The following is a 14,985-nucleotide window of genomic DNA, read 5'->3' as shown; positions in this document are numbered from 1 at the left end:
AGGGGCTGACATGGCCAGCGTCGAAGAGGTCAAGGCGAACGTGGCGGCGTCCGTGGACGGCACGCAGCGGGCGGTGGCGAGCATCCAGCAGGTCACGGACCAGCTGGACGATGCGCTGGCCCTGCTGCGGATGACGGCCATCGGATCGTTCCATCCGTCGGTGGCCACCGCGATCGCCCAGCTCGAACAGGCCCGCACCCGGCTGGACGAGGCCCAGACCCTGGCCCGGTCGGCGATGGACAGCGCCGACGCCTACCGCATGATCGTGTGACGCTCAATCAGGCAGGGCTGCGGTGAGGTCGATCTCGACGAGCTGGCCGCCGAAGCCGAGCGCCGCCACTCCCAGCAGCGTGCTCGCCGTGGTGAACGCGGGGGCCAGCTCCGAGGCCATCAGCCTGTCCCACACGCCGGCCAGCACGGCCGATTCCGTGCTCACCACATAGATCACCGAGCGGGCCACGTCGGACGGCTTCGCACCGGCCGCGGCGAGCACGGCCAGGCAGTTGGCGATGACCTGGTCGGTCTGGACCGCGTAGTCGCCCGGGCCGACAACCTTGCCCGTGACGTCGAGGGGGCACTGGCCCGCCAGGTGGGCGAGGCGGCCAGCCGACGTGATCGTGACGTGGCTGTAGCCGGGCGGTTCGTGCACACCGGCGGGGTTGAACTTCTCGAGCATCGCGCCAGTATCGCGAATCGGCCGGCGATCAGCGCGCGTTTATCAGCGCCATCGCTTCGGCGCGGACCTTGCCGTCGCTCTGGAACGCGCCGCGGACGGCCGAGGTGACCGTGCGGGCGCCGACCTTGCGGATGCCGCGCATCTCCATGCACATGTGCTCGCACTCCAGCACCACGATGACGCCCCGGGGTGCGAGCTTCTCCATGAGCAGGTCGGCGATCTGCGAGGTGAGCCGTTCCTGCACCTGGGGGCGGCGGGCGAAGACCTCGACCAGCCGGGCCAGCTTGGACAGGCCGGTGATCCGGCCGTCGACGCCGGGGATGTAGCCGATGTGCGCGACACCCTTGAACGGCAGCAGGTGATGCTCGCAGAGACTCATGAGCTCGATGTCGCGGACGAGCACGAGCTCCTCGTGGTTCGCCTCGAACGTCGTGGTCAGCACCTTGGCCGGGTCGACCCGCAGACCGGCGAAGAGCTCCGCATAGGCCCGGGCCACGCGGGCCGGGGTGCGCTGGAGACCGTCGCGGTCCGGGTCCTCACCGATGGCGATGAGGATCTCCCGGACCGCTTTCTCGATGCGGGCCAGGTCGACGGCCTGCTCGACCGGGGTTCCGGTGAGCTTGCCGTCGACCAGACGCGCGGCGAGGTAGTCAGGCTCGTCGGAGTCGTTGGGCTCCGTCGAGCTGCCGTCGGTGATCAGTGGTTGCCTTCCACCGAGCCGTTCGGCGTGCTGCCCGCACTCGGGTTGACGCCCCCCACGGCGACCTGGCCGTCGGCTTCCGCCTGGGCCTTGAGCTTGTCCCGCTCGGCGGGGGTGAGGACCGGCGGCGCCTCGGACGGGAGCCGCTTGCCGAAGCCGTTGAACGGGGCCATCGGCGGCCGCTTCTGCACCCGGGCGCAGATGCGGTTCATGTCCTCCTGGGTGATGGTCTCCTTCTCGATGAGCTCGAGGACCATGTTGTCCAGGACGTCGCGGTACTCGACCAGGATCTCCCAGGCCTCGTCGTGGGCCAGCTCGATCAGGGCCCGGACCTCGGAGTCGATGTCGGCGGCGACCGCGTCCGAGTAGTCCTTCTCGTGGCCCATGTTGCGGCCCATGAACGGCTCGTCGCCGCTGGTGCCGTACTTGACAGCGCCGAGCTTGGAGCTCATGCCGTACTGGGTCACCATGGCGCGGGCCAGGCCGGAGGCCTTCTCGATGTCGTTGCCGGCACCGGTGGTGGGCTCGTGGAAGACGAGCTCCTCGGCCGCCCGGCCACCCAGCGCGTACGCCAGCGTGTCGATCATCTCGGCGCGGGTCTGGGTGTACTTGTCCTCGGTCGGCAGGACCAGGGTGTGCCCCAGCGAACGGCCACGGGGAAGGATCGTCACCTTGTGCACGGGCGCGGAGTGCGGCAACGCGTACGCCACCAGCGCGTGCCCGCCCTCGTGGTAGGCGGTGATCTTCTTCTCGTTGTCGCTCATCGCGCGGGAGCGCCGCTCCGGGCCGGCGATGACCCGGTCGATCGCTTCCTCGAGGTAGAAGTTCGAGATCGCGCGCTTCTCGTTACGGGCGGTCAGCAGCGCGGCCTCGTTGATCACGTTGGCCAGGTCGGCACCCGAGAAGCCGGGCGTGCGGCGGGCCACCGAGTCGAGGTCGACGTCCGGCGTGAACGGCTTGCCCTTGGCGTGCACCCGCAGGATGGCCTTGCGACCCTCCATGTCCGGGTTGTCCACCGGGATCTGCCGGTCGAAGCGGCCCGGGCGCAGCAGCGCCGGGTCGAGGATGTCCGGCCGGTTGGTGGCGGCGATGAGGATGACGCCACCCTTGGTGTCGAAGCCGTCCATCTCGACGAGCAGCTGGTTGAGCGTCTGCTCGCGCTCGTCGTGACCGCCGCCCATGCCGGCACCACGGTGCCGGCCGACCGCGTCGATCTCGTCGACGAAGACGATCGCCGGGGCGTTGGTCTTGGCCTGCTCGAACAGGTCGCGGACGCGGCTCGCGCCGACACCCACGAACATCTCGACGAAGTCGGAGCCGGAGATCGAGTAGAACGGCACTCCGGCCTCACCCGCGACAGCCCGGGCGAGCAGGGTCTTACCCGTGCCCGGCTGGCCGAAGAGCAGCACGCCCTTGGGGATCTTGGCGCCCAGCGCCTGGTACTTCGCCGGGTTCTGCAGGAAGTCCTTGATCTCCTGGAGCTCCTCGACGGCCTCGTCGGCCCCGGCCACGTCCGCGAACGTGGTCTTGGGCATGTCCTTGGTCAGCATCTTGGCCTTGGACTTGCCGAAGTTGAGCACGCGGGAGCCGCCGCCCTGCATCTGCGACATGAACAGCAGCAGCAGGATGACGAGGATGGCGATCGGCAGCAGGTTGACCAGCAGGCTCAGCAGGATGCTGTCGCCGGAGACGGTGGCGTTGACCGTGCCGGTGATCCGGCCGGCGGCCTTGGCCTCCTGGACGTCGGCCCAGATCTCATCCGTGAGTTCGTACGGATACTGGGTCTCGATCTTGTCCGTGGACTTGCCGTCGAACCGCTCCGGTGTCGCCAGTTCGAGCTGGAGCGTCTGCTCCTTGTCCTCCTGGATGACCTTCTTGATGCCGGGCTGGTTGAGTCGTTCGAGGACGACGGAAGTATCAACTCGCTGGTAGCTCGGACCACTGGTGAAGAATGAGCTCAGCGCAATCGCACCGATGATCACCAGAATGATCCAGACCACCGGGCGGCGGAAGAAACGCGTACGTTCCATACTGTTGTCGGGCGCCTGATGCGCCCGGACCCTCCTGATCGGCGTCCTGGTCACCTGGGTTGACTTGCCTCCGCCACCGGGCGCCGATGAAGGCTTTCCCCGCGGTGGAGACACTGCCGCATCGGTAACCTGAAGCCGCTCCGGCAAACCCCACCGGTGCGACCGCTACCGATCCGACCCCTCCGGCGCTTGTGACACTGCGCCATCGGTCACTCGACCGTACACCGTGGCCGCCTCTTGCGACTGGTCCAGCCCGGCCTCCGCGACCCCTCCGGTCACCCCTTGTTCACGCCGGAGCCCCGGCTAAACAGGCACAGAATCGGACAATACAGCCCGGTTACGGACCATGCCGCCGATTCCTGAGAGTCGGCTGGGAGACCGTTCAGCTACGGGCGTACACCTCTGGCTTGAGCACTCCGACGTACGGGACCTCGCGGTAACGCTCCGAGAAGTCCAGTCCGTAGCCGACCACGAACTCGCTGGGGATGTCGAAGCCCACGTACTTCGTCGGCACCGGCACCTTGATCGCGTCCGGCTTGCGGAACAACGCCACCACCTCGACGCTGGCCGGCTGCCGGGACTGCAGGTACTTCATCAGCCAGGACAGGGTCAGGCCGGAGTCGACGATGTCCTCGACGATGACCACGTGCCGGCCGGTGATGTCGCGGTCCAGGTCCTTGAGGATGCGCACCACCCCGGAGGAGGTCGTGCCGGAGCCGTAGGACGAGACGGCCATGAACTCCATCTCGGAGGAGGGGCCCTGCCGGCCCAGCGCACGCGCGAAATCCGCCATGAACATGACCGCGCCCTTGAGCACGCAGACCAGCAGAATGCCGCCCTCGGCCTCCGCGTAGTCCGCGGCGACCTGCTTGGCCAGCTCTTCGGTCTTCTCGCGGATCTGCTCCTCGGAGATGATCACGCGGTCGATGTCGGCGTCGTACCATGAGCCGTCTGCCATGCGCCTAGCGTGCCGCATCAACGTGGCCGGTCGTGGCCGGGGGCAGCGGTCCGTGCCCGTCCAAGCGCTGGTTATGGGGCGAATCAGGCCCCGGCGTCCGGACCGGGAGCACGGACAGTGACAACTGTCACAAGGCGGCGGGCACCAGGTCACCCGCTCGGCGACCCACGACGATCCCCCCGGGCAGCGACGCGGGGCCCTGGCCGTGCCAGTCGGTCACCAACGCGTCCAGCGCGAGAACGTGCCGGTGCGAGAGCGCGGCGCCCGGCGCACCCAGCTCGCGGGCCCAGGCGTGCAGCACCCGGCTCCGGATGGCCGCGGGCAACGCGGCCAGGGCGCCCACCGAGAGACCGGCGCCCGACCGGCACGCGTCGAGGGCCTCCGCGGCGACCCCGTCGAGGTATCCGACGTCGGTGGCGACCAGCGAGGCGGTCCGCGCCAGGTTGGCGACCACCGCGGGGCCCAGCGCCGCGATCAGCGCCGGCAGGGCGTCGGCCCGGACCCGGGACCGGGTGTACGCGGGGTCCGTGTTGTGCGGGTCCTCCCAGGCCGCGAGGCCGAGAGCGGCACAGGCCTTGCGGGTGTCGGCCCGGGTGACGTCCAGCAGCGGCCGGACGAAGACGCCTTTCCGGTACGGCATCCCGGACAGTCCCCGCGGCCCCGCACCCCGGGCCAGCGCGAGCAGCACGGTCTCGGCCTGGTCGTCGCGGGTGTGCCCGAGCAGCACCGTCGCGGCGCCAGTTCGAGCCGCGACGGCAGAAAGTGCCTGGTAGCGGGCCTCGCGGGCGGCGGCCTCGGGTCCGCCGGAGCGGCCGGCCACGTCGACCGTGGCGATCTCCACCGGGGCCAGCCCGGCCGACCGCGCCCAGTCGGCGACGGCGGCGGCCCGGGCCGCGGAGCCTTCCTGCAATCCGTGGTCAACGGTCACCAGCCCGGCACGCAGGCCGAGCCGGGGCGCCACGAAGGCCGTCGCGGCAGCGAGAGCGAGCGAGTCGGCCCCACCGGAACACGCGACAAGAACAAGCTGCCTAGAACCCGGCTGCGACGCCACGCCGGTCCCGGAGGCCGTCCCAGCCGACGTTTCCGAGACCTCGCGCGGTCCCGCGCCGCCAGCTGCGACCGCGCCGGACCCCGCGCCGGAGCGCAGTGCCCCGCGGACCGCGTTGCGGACGGCCGCGACCGACGCCGCGATCCTGGCCACGGCCGGTACCGCTAGGAAGCCAGCCCGACCGGCCCGTGCACCCGGGCCACCCAGGCGTCCGGGTCGCCCAGTTCGTCCAGCCGGGGCAGGGTCAGCGGCGAGTCGAAGATCTTGTTGAAGCCGGCCATCCCGACCCGTTCGACCACGCCGTGCACGAACTTGTGGCCCTCCGCGTACTGCCGCATCTTGACCTCGATGCCGAGCAGCCGGCGGATCGCCTTCTCCAGCGGGTTGCCGCTCTCGCGGCGCTGGTTGAACTTGGCCCGGATGGACTCGACCGAGGGGATGACCTCGGGCCCGACCCCGTCCATGACGAACTCGGCGTGGCCCTCCAGCAGCGTCATCAGCGCGGTCAGCCGGTCCAGGACCGCCTTCTGCGCGGGGGTCTGCACCAGGTCGATGACCGAGGAGCGGCTGTCCGGGTCGCGCAGGGCGTCGGAGAGGGTGGCCACTCCGCGGCGCATCCGTTCGAGGATGTGCTCGCCGTTCTGCGAGGCGTCCACGAACGCCTGGACCTCGCCGAGGAAGTAGCCGCGCATCCACGGCACGGCCGTGAACTGCGTGCGGTGGGTGACCTCGTGCAGGCACACCCAGAGCCGGAAGTCGCGCGGGTCGGCGCCGATCTTGCGCTCCACCTCGACGATGTTCGGGGCGTTGAGCAGCAGCTGGCCCGGCTCGGCGGAGAAGACCTCGTACTGGCCGAGGACCCGGCCGGAGAGGTAGGCCAGCACGGTGCCGGCCTGCACGCCGGTGACCCGGGAGCCGATCGCGTCGGCGACCGCACCGGGCTGTTTGTCGCCGGAGAGCCGGGTGACCAGCGGGATGATCACCTGCTTGAGGCCGGCGATGTTGACCGCCGCCCAGTCCTTGCGGTCGACGACCCGCACCGGCGGGGCCTCGACCTGGGCCGTCAGCCCGGTGTAGGCCGCGACGTGCCCCGCGGCCTCCTCGGTCAGATCGCGCAGCTGCGCCACCACCTGCGTGGCTTCCTCGTAGGACACCGCGGGTCCGGATTTCGACAGCGCGCCCGCGGTGGCGGCGGCCAGATCCCAGTCAACGAACTGCGCCATGCCGTCCACCGTACCCGCGTCCGACCAGCCGCCTGCCCTGAGAAATCCCCTAGGTGCAGCCGCAGGTGACCAGCTTGGCCGCGATCCTGTCGAGCGCCTGCCGGGCGGCGACCGACTCGCCGGTGCGGTCGGCCATGATCGCGAAGACCAGCAGCCGGCCGTCCGCGGTGACCAGCTGGCCGGAGATCGTGTTGACCCCGGTCAGCGTGCCGGTCTTGGCCCGGACCAGGCCCTGGCCCACCCGGTTGGGCGCCGGCGTCACGAAACGGGTCCGCAGCGTGCCGGACCAGCCGGCCACCGGCAGCCCGCCGAACATGGCGCTGAGCTCGGGATTCTTGCCACTGGCGGCCAGCTTCAGCGTCTCGGTCAGCAGGTTCGGGCTGATCCTGTTGCGCCGGGACAGGCCGCTCGCGTCGGACAGCGCGGCCTCGTCGGCCGGCAGGCCCAGCTCGCCCAGCTTGGCCACCATCGCCTCGGCCGCCCCTTCGAAGGACGGCGCCTGGCCCGCGGCCAGCGCGACCTGGCGGGCCAGCGCTTCGGCGATCACGTTGTCGCTCTGCTCCAGCATCCAGTCGACCACGTGCACCAGCGGCGGCGATTCGACTTTGCCCAGCTCCGCGCCGGGCGCCGGGGCCGCACCGGCCGCGGCGGACGGCGCGGCCGAAGGTGTGCCCGACTCGACGGCGGCGGGCGCTTTGCCCTTGCCCACCTTGCCCGGCGCGAGGCCGAGCTGCTTGGCGAAGGCGCGGCCAGCGGCCAGCGCCGGGTCCGAGAAGCGGGGGTCGCCGCCGAACTCGTTGTGCACCGGCTCGATCCGGCCGGCGTTGGTCATCAGCGGCTGGATCTTGGCCACCTGCCCGCCGCCGATGACGTCGCCGTCCCAGCCGAGCGCGGTGAGCGGCCCCTCGTACAGCGAGGTGTCGATGGTGACCTTGGTCGGGGCCTGCCCACCCAGCGCCGTCTTGACCTGGGCGGCGAGCTTGTCCAGCCGGGCCGCGCCGGGGAACTGGCCCTTCGCCCCCACCGACATGGTGGGGTCGCCGCCGCCGATCAGCACGACCTCGCCCGGCTGGGCGCCGGCCACCGCGCGGGTGGCGAGCCGGTGGGCCGGTCCCCGGGCCGCCAGCACGGCGGCCGCGGTGAGCAGCTTGGTGGTGGAGGCCGGCGTGGTCATCGTGTCCGCGTTCTGCTCGAACAGGGACTCCCCGGTCGCGACGTCGGCGATCGACACGTTGACCTGCGGGCCGAGCGGCCCCGCCTTGAGCAGCGAAGCGATCGCCGCGCGGACCCCGGCGGCGGTCGGCGCGCTGCCCGAGGTGTCCGCCGCGGCCAGCACGGGCGTCGGCGTCGGGTCGGGAGTGGGGGCCGCCGAGGGGGTCGAGGCGGGGTCCGCGGACAGCCAGCCGTCCACCGGACCGGGCCGGACCACCAGCACTCCGGCCGCGGCGACCACGACCAGCACGAGGGCTGCAAGAACCGACAAGACGACGGTACGCCGCGACTTACCCGTACCCGGCTCCGCCGCTGCCGGTACCCCGGCTGGGGGAACGGCCGGGCCTGGTGCCGGACTTCCGGGCTGACCCGGCGGGTCGGCCGGGGGTTGCGCCAAGGGTGGGGTCACCGGGGCCGGCTGGGGCGCAGGGGCCCCCTGAGCAGCCTGGGGCTGCGGATGAGCGATGTTCAGCGGCACCGAGGCGCGGCCGTAGGTCGTCCCGGCGGGACGTGGCGCCGGCGGTGTCACCGGCGCTGCGGCCGGCGGCACACTGGCCCGCCCTACCGGCGAATGACCGTTTTCCGGTCCTGACACGCCGTCGTACTCAGGAGTGTTCTGTGAATCTTGCCTCCCCACGAGCCCCTCCTCCGTACGTGGCGTCAGACTTAGGGGAGACTACAAACATCCGGCACACCGGTGCGCGCGGATCCTCGGGGCCGATTCCTGCTCCCGCTCCGTCGCCACGCCCTGCCGGGTCCGACTGCGGGGCTAACAAGGGAGCGAACGATGGATTTCGACGTCTTGGTTGAGATCCCCAAGGGCCAGCGGAACAAGTACGAGGTCGACCACAAGACCGGCCGGATCCGACTGGACCGGACGCTCTTCACCGCGACGCAGTATCCGGCTGACTACGGGTTCATCGAAGGCACTCTGGGGCAGGACGGCGACCCGCTGGACGCCCTGGTGCTGATCCAGGAGCCGACCTTTCCCGGCTGCCTCGTGCGGGCCCGGGCGATCGGCATGTACCGGATGACCGACGAGAAGGGCCGCGACGACAAGGTGCTCTGCGTGCCCTACGAGGACCCCCGCCAGGAGCACCTGCGCGACATCCACCACCTCGGCGAGTTCGACCGGATGGAGATCCAGCACTTCTTCACGGTCTACAAGGACCTCGAGCCCGGCAAGTCGGTCGAGGGCGCGACCTGGACCGGCCGCGTCGAGGCCGAGGAGGAGATCCGGGCGTCGTTCAAGCGCGCGGAGGCCGCCGAGCACCACGACGAGGGTCACTGATCTGACAGGACGCGGCGGCCTGGTCGCTCGACCGCCGCGTTTTTTCGTCGCCCGGGTCAGATGCTGAGGTTGCTGGCCATGCCGTAGAGGCCGATGACCGCGCACGCCACCGGGATGACCGCCACCACCGCGAGGGTGTCCAGCAGGTCGGCGGCCCGTCCCAGGTACGGCGACGGGGGCCGGCGGGTCCAGGTCGCACCGGCGCCGACCGTGGCCAGCGCGACCAGCAGGACCGTGACGCCCAGGCCGAGCAGCATCGCCTCGCCCGCACCCCAGAGCAGGTCCACGCCCAGGGTGAAGAGGCCGAACAATCCGGCGGAGATCAGTGGCAGCCGCTGGCGCAGGGTGACGAACAGCCGGCAGCGCAGCAGCAATGCCGCCACGGCGAGACCGGTCAGGATCTGCGCGGACAGGCCGCCGGCGGACGCCAGCACCACGAAGGCGCCCACGCAGAGCAGGGCGTGCCCGATCAGCAGGCCGGTGAGCAGTTCCTCGGTGCGGCTGACCGCGGCGAAGACCCGGGCCCGGTCCGGCCGTTCCCGCGCCGCGTCCATCGCTGAGCTGCGGGCCGGGGCGCCGGTGAAGCTCTGCTCCGCCTCGCTGCCGGTGGGCAAGGTCACCGGCGGCGTGGGCATCTTGCCCAGGCGGATGGCCAGCAGCGGCAGCGCGCCGATGCCGCAGACCAGCGCGGAGAGCAGGATCGCCGCGGCGCCGGCGGCCGAGGTGAGCAGGGCGACGAGGGCGGTCAAGGCCCCGAACAGGCCGATCATGATGCCGGCGGTGAAGATTCGCAGGGATGCGGCCACGCCGACCGCACCCAGGGCGGCGACCAGCAGCAACGCCACCGAGCCGGTCAGCAGCTCGGGCCCGCCGATCCAGGGCAGCAGCGCGAAGACGCCGACCGGGTCACCGGAGGCGATCAGCACGGCGCCGCCGATGAACGCGTACGGCAGCGCGCAGCCACCGAGGACCGCCCCGGCGCGCGCGTCCCCGTACGCCCGGGAGGCCGTGATGCCGGCCAGCGCGAGCAGCAGGCCGACGCCGAGCCCGAAGAAGGCCGCGCCGCCCCAGGCGGGTCCGGCCGCGAGCACCGCGAGCAGGCCGACGGCCAGCAGCACCGCGCAGCCGGCCAGAGTGGCCGTGCGGGTCGAGGCCGGCGACCAGATCGTGCCGCGGCGCCGGGCGCCCTCGGCGATCGCCTCGACGACGTCGTCGTACTCCAGCTCGGGCCAGTTGTCCCGGGCCGGCACCAGGTGCAGCACCTCGCCGTCGCGCACACCCTGCGGGAACAGGCCCTGGGCGGTCGCCAGCGCGACGCCGTCGGTGCGGCGCAGCAGCCAGCCGCCGTGCTTCTCACCGTCGTCGGCCAGGCCCTCGCCGGCGTGCCGGAGGACCTCGGGCAGCAGCTCGGCCAGCGGTACGTGCTCGGGCAGCGCCACGTCGACCCGGCGCTGCGGCGCGCTGATCGTGACTCGGGCCAAGCCCACGCTCATGACAGCGCCACCTCTCGCATGCGCTTCCGGCCCTCGCGGTCGCGGCCGTCGCCCACGATCTGCGGGCGGCGCTCGGTGCAGGCGGTCATGCCGTTATTCCCATCGATGGTGAGGAGGCTGCGGAACTGAGGGGACTTTACCTACCATGAGCCCTGCGCGGTGACCGGTCGCTGGTCATGCGGACGGGGCACAGCCACCACCCGCCAAAGTGGATGATGTGCGCAAGGCGGGTGGTTGCGGATGAAAGGGACACTCTCGGTATGAGCACGGTGGTGATCAAGCGGGCTGCCCGGCGGCCGGCGCCGGAGATCCCGACCGGCGAGCTCGCCGTCGATCCACCGCCCGAGATCCCGCAGGCGGTCGGCGGCCGCTGGACCCAGGCGATGATGGTGCTGCCGATGCTCGGCGGCTCGGTCGCGATGGCCATGATGATGGGCCGCGGTGGCGGTGGCGCGTTCTCCTATGTGGTCGGCGGCCTGTTCGGCGTCTCGTCGCTGGCCATGCTGGCCACGTCCTTCGGCGGCAGCGGCGGGCCCAAGAAGGCCGAGATGATGGCCGCCCGCCGGGAGTATCTGCGGCATCTGTCCGGCCTGCGCCGGCGCGTGCGCGACACCGCCAGCAAGCAGCGCATCGGCCTGTTCTACCGCCACCCCGACCCGCAGCAGCTCTGGTCGACCGCCGAGAGCCACCGGGTCTGGGAGCGCCGCTCGGCCGACCCGGACTTCGGGGTCGTGCGGCTCGCCGTCGGCCCGCAGACCCTGGCCACGCCGCTGATCCCGCCGGTCACCCGGCCGCTGGAGGATCTCGAGCCGATGACCGCCGGCGCCCTGCGCCGGTTCCTGGACGCGTACTCGGTGGTCCCGGACCTGCCGGTGGCGGTCTCGCTGCGGGGCTTCGCCCGGGTCTTCATGCGCGGGCAGGGTCCCACCGGCGAGGCCGACGCGCGCGCCCTGACCCGGGCCGTGCTGGCCCAGCTCGCGGTCTTCCACGCCCCGGACGATCTGATCATCGCCGTCTGCGCCGGCCCCGAGCGCCGTGCGATGTGGGAATGGGTCAAGTGGCTGCCGCACAACCTGCACCCGTCGCGCACCGACCGGCTCGGCCAGGTCCGGCTCGTCGCCAGCGCCGGTCCCGACCTGGAGAAGCTGCTCGAGGACGTGATCGGCAACCGGCCCCGGTTCAACCCGGCCGGCAGCAGCGGCAACGGCCCGCACGTGGTGATCGTGCTCGACGGCGCCGACCTCAAGGGCGCGACCCAGCTCGACGACGGCATCGACGGCGTCACGGTGCTGGACCTCGACGACGTACCACCCCGGCTGCTGGACCGCTCACTGCTGGTGCTGGAGGTCAAGCCGGGCAGCGGCAAGCACGAACTGCACACGTACGCGATGGATCACGCCGCGGATGTCGGCACGCCGGACCGGCTCAGCGAGGAGGAGGCCGAGGCCGTCGCCCGCCGGCTGGCACCGTTGCGCCTGGCCGCGATGTCGCGTTCCGCCGACACCCCGATGGCCACCGAGATGGGCCTGGCCGAGCTGCTCAACCTGGGCGACCCGGACTCGTTCAGCGTCGCCCAGGCCTGGCTGCCCCGGCCCAACCGGGACAAGCTGCGGGTGCCGATCGGCCTCGGCGCGGACGGCGGCGCCATCGAGCTGGACCTCAAGGAGTCCGCGCAGGACGGCATGGGCCCGCACGGCCTGCTCATCGGGGCCACCGGCTCGGGCAAGTCGGAGCTGCTGCGCACGCTGGTGCTCGCGCTGGCCGCCACCCACTCCTCCGAGACGCTGAACTTCGTGCTGGTCGACTTCAAGGGCGGCGCGACCTTCTCCTCGCTGGACCGGCTGCCGCACACCGCCGCCGTGATCACCAACCTGGCCGACGAGCTGCCGCTGGTCGACCGCATGGTGGACGCCATCGACGGCGAGCTGCTGCGGCGCCAGGAGCTGCTGCGCAAGGCCGGCAACTTCGCCAGCCTGCGCGACTACGAGAAGGCCCGGGCCGGCGGGGCGGCGCTGTCACCGCTGCCGTCGCTGCTGGTCATCTGTGACGAGTTCTCCGAGCTGCTCTCCGCCAAGCCGGACTTCATTGACCTTTTCGTCCAGATCGGACGGCTGGGCCGCTCGCTCGGCGTGCACCTGCTGCTGGCCAGCCAGCGGCTCGAAGAGGGCCGGCTGCGCGGCCTCGACACCCATTTGTCGTACCGGATCGGTCTGCGGACCTTCTCGGCGCTGGAGTCGCGGGCCGTGCTCGGCGTGCCGGACGCGTACGAGCTGCCGCGCTCGCCCGGCCACGGTTACCTCAAGTTCGGCACCGAGCCGCTGGTGCGGTTCAAGGCCGCGTACGTGTCCGGGGCGTTCCGCAAAGCCGGCGGCGGCGGTCCCGGCGCGACCCGCGACGGCTCGGCGCCGCAGGTGCTGTCCTACTCGACGCACTACGTGCCCGCGCCGAAGCCGGTCAAGCCGACCAAGCCCGTGCCCGAGGAGACGCCGGCCGGCGAGAGCCTGCTCGACGTCATGGTGGCCCGCCTCAACGGTCAGGGTCCGCCGGCCCACCAGGTATGGCTGCCGCCGCTGAACCAGTCGGCCGCCCTGGACGAGCTGCTCGGCCCGGTGACCGTCGACCCGGTGCGCGGCCTGGCCTTCGCCAACCCCGAGCTGCACGGCGCCCTGCAGGTGCCGATCGCGCTGATCGACAAGCCGCGCGAGCAGCTGCGCGACGTCATGTGGTTGCAGCTCAGCGGCAGCGCCGGGCACGTGGCTGTCGTCGGCGGCGCCCAGTCCGGCAAGTCCACCGCGCTGCGCTCGCTGATCTGCGGGCTCGCGTTGACCCACACCCCGGCCGAGGTGCAGGTCTACTGCCTCGACTTCGGTGGCGGTTCGCTCGGCACGCTCAAGGACCTGCCGCACGTCGGCGGCGTCTACGGGCGGCTGGACTCGGTCGGCGTACGGCGTACGGTCGGCGAGGTCTCCACCCTGCTCGCCGAGCGCGAGGCCCGCTTCGGTGAGCTGGGCATCGACTCCATGTCCTCGTACCGGCGGCGCCGCGCGGCCCAGGCCGGGCTCAACAACGGCGCCGACACCGACCCCTTCGGCGACGTGTTCCTGGTGGTCGACGGCTGGACCACGCTGCGCAAGGACTACGACGAGCTCGAGGGCGTCATCACCGACATCGCCACCCGCGGCCTCTCGTACGGCATCCACGTGGTCGCGAGTGCACCGCGCTGGATGGACTTCCGGCCGGCGATCCGCGACCTGTTCGGCTCCCGGGTCGAGCTGCGCCTCGGCGACCCGACCGACTCGATGGTGAACCGGCGCGCGGCGGTCAACGTGCCGGAGAAGGCCGGCCGTGGCCTCGTCGAGCACCCCACGGACAAGAACAAGAGCCTGCACCTGCTGACCGTGCGGCCCGAGCTGAGCGGGGCCGGCGAGACGGCCGAGCTGGTCAAGATGATCGCGACCAACTGGACCGGGCCGGTGGCGCCGCGGGTGCGGCTGCTGCCGCCGTCATTGCCGTACGCGGACATCGACGTGGCCCGTTCCGCCGGCCTGCGCCTGCCGATCGGCATCGCCGAGTCGGATCTCCAGCCCGTCGAGATCGACTTCGCCGGTGACCCGCACTTCCTGCTCTTCGGCGACGCCGAGTGCGGCAAGTCGTCGTTCCTGCGGGCGCTCGCCACCACCGTGATGCGCCGGTTCCGGCCCGAGGAGGCCCGGCTGATCCTGGTCGACTACCGGCGCAGCCTGATGGACCTGCCCGAGTCCGACCACCGGATCGGCTACGGCATCCAGGCCGCGAAGACGCTGGAGCTGATGGAGTCCGTGGCGGGTTACATGGAACGCCGGCTGCCCGGCCCGGACGTCACCGCCCAGCAGTTGCGCGAGCGGTCGTGGTGGACCGGCCCGGAGCTGTTCGTGCTGGTCGACGACTACGACCTGGTCGCGTCCGGCCCGACCAACCCGTTGCAGCCGATCGTGGAGTACCTCCCGCAGGCCCGCGACGTCGGCCTGCACCTGATCGTCACGCGGCGGGCCGGTGGCGCCAGCCGGGCGATGTACGACCCGGTTATCCAGCGGCTGCGCGAGCTGTCGTCGCCGGGACTGGTGATGTCCGGGCCGAGCGACGAGGGCGCGCTCATCGGACCGATCCGGCCGACCCTGATGCCACCAGGGCGTGGTCGACTGATGACACGGCGTGAGGGAGTGCGGTTGATCCAGCTGTCTCATCTGCCGCCGTACTAGGCCTCGACCTGCGCCGTCACACCTGTGGTGCGATCCGCATCGACAGACCCCAGCGACAACGCGCCGATTCGGAGTAATCTCCCAGCATCGACCGTCCATCATCAGAATGGTCATGC

At 71.6% G+C, this 14,985-nt stretch carries 11 protein-coding genes; 3 read left to right on the top strand and 8 right to left on the bottom strand.

Features of this window, described 5'->3' with window-relative positions; translation table 11 throughout:
* The first annotated feature begins 10 nt into the window (after positions 1 to 10).
* The gene (locus ACZ6S4_RS42855; RefSeq protein WP_212987844.1) at positions 11 to 271 is read left to right on the top strand and encodes a hypothetical protein; all 261 of its coding nucleotides are present in this window, start codon (positions 11 to 13) and stop codon (positions 269 to 271) included.
* A 3-nt stretch (positions 272 to 274) separates the two neighbouring features.
* Here ACZ6S4_RS42855 and ACZ6S4_RS42850 read toward each other — a convergent pair whose 3' ends face one another.
* From ACZ6S4_RS42850 to dacB, 7 genes are all read right to left on the bottom strand, one after another.
* Complete coding sequence (locus ACZ6S4_RS42850; RefSeq protein WP_465480377.1) at positions 275 to 676, bottom strand: RidA family protein; 402 nt, start codon at positions 674 to 676, stop codon at positions 275 to 277.
* 28 nt (positions 677 to 704) lie between these two features.
* A complete protein-coding gene (gene folE, locus ACZ6S4_RS42845) occupies positions 705 to 1,376 on the bottom strand; it encodes a GTP cyclohydrolase I FolE (RefSeq protein ID WP_465480394.1) in 672 nt (223 codons plus the stop codon).
* Entirely contained in the window at positions 1,373 to 3,406 is a 2,034-nt protein-coding gene (ftsH, locus tag ACZ6S4_RS42840; protein ID WP_465480376.1) for an ATP-dependent zinc metalloprotease FtsH, read from the bottom strand. Before ftsH ends, folE begins: the two co-directional genes overlap by 4 nt.
* Before the next feature lie 382 nt (positions 3,407 to 3,788).
* Positions 3,789 to 4,364: a hypoxanthine phosphoribosyltransferase gene (gene hpt / locus ACZ6S4_RS42835; protein ID WP_360827483.1), complete on the bottom strand. Its 576-nt coding sequence runs from the start codon at positions 4,362 to 4,364 to the stop codon at positions 3,789 to 3,791.
* Between the two features lie 127 nt (positions 4,365 to 4,491).
* A complete protein-coding gene (tilS, locus tag ACZ6S4_RS42830; protein WP_465480393.1) occupies positions 4,492 to 5,415 on the bottom strand; it encodes a tRNA lysidine(34) synthetase TilS in 924 nt (307 codons plus the stop codon).
* A 161-nt stretch (positions 5,416 to 5,576) separates the two neighbouring features.
* A complete protein-coding gene (locus ACZ6S4_RS42825; RefSeq protein ID WP_465480375.1) occupies positions 5,577 to 6,635 on the bottom strand; it encodes a zinc-dependent metalloprotease in 1,059 nt (352 codons plus the stop codon).
* Positions 6,636 to 6,684: 49 nt separating this feature from the next.
* Positions 6,685 to 8,118: a D-alanyl-D-alanine carboxypeptidase/D-alanyl-D-alanine endopeptidase gene (dacB, locus tag ACZ6S4_RS42820; RefSeq protein ID WP_465480374.1), complete on the bottom strand. Its 1,434-nt coding sequence runs from the start codon at positions 8,116 to 8,118 to the stop codon at positions 6,685 to 6,687.
* A gap of 516 nt (positions 8,119 to 8,634) precedes the next feature.
* On the opposite strand from dacB, the gene ACZ6S4_RS42815 reads away from it, so the two are divergent.
* The gene (locus ACZ6S4_RS42815; RefSeq protein ID WP_023562899.1) at positions 8,635 to 9,138 is read left to right on the top strand and encodes an inorganic diphosphatase; all 504 of its coding nucleotides are present in this window, start codon (positions 8,635 to 8,637) and stop codon (positions 9,136 to 9,138) included.
* 56 nt (positions 9,139 to 9,194) lie between these two features.
* Here the strand turns inward: ACZ6S4_RS42815 and eccD are convergent, their stop codons facing one another.
* A complete protein-coding gene (gene eccD, locus ACZ6S4_RS42810) occupies positions 9,195 to 10,631 on the bottom strand; it encodes a type VII secretion integral membrane protein EccD (protein ID WP_465480373.1) in 1,437 nt (478 codons plus the stop codon).
* A 260-nt stretch (positions 10,632 to 10,891) separates the two neighbouring features.
* On the opposite strand from eccD, the gene eccCa reads away from it, so the two are divergent.
* Positions 10,892 to 14,869, top strand: coding sequence for a type VII secretion protein EccCa (eccCa, locus tag ACZ6S4_RS42805; protein ID WP_465480372.1), 3,978 nt, complete (start codon positions 10,892 to 10,894; stop codon positions 14,867 to 14,869).
* Positions 14,870 to 14,985: the final 116 nt, after the last annotated feature.

The organism is Actinoplanes sp. NPDC051405 (assembly GCF_055586185.1).
The sequence above is the reverse complement of the archived record's forward strand: the minus strand, read 5'-3'. Positions and strand labels throughout refer to the sequence as shown.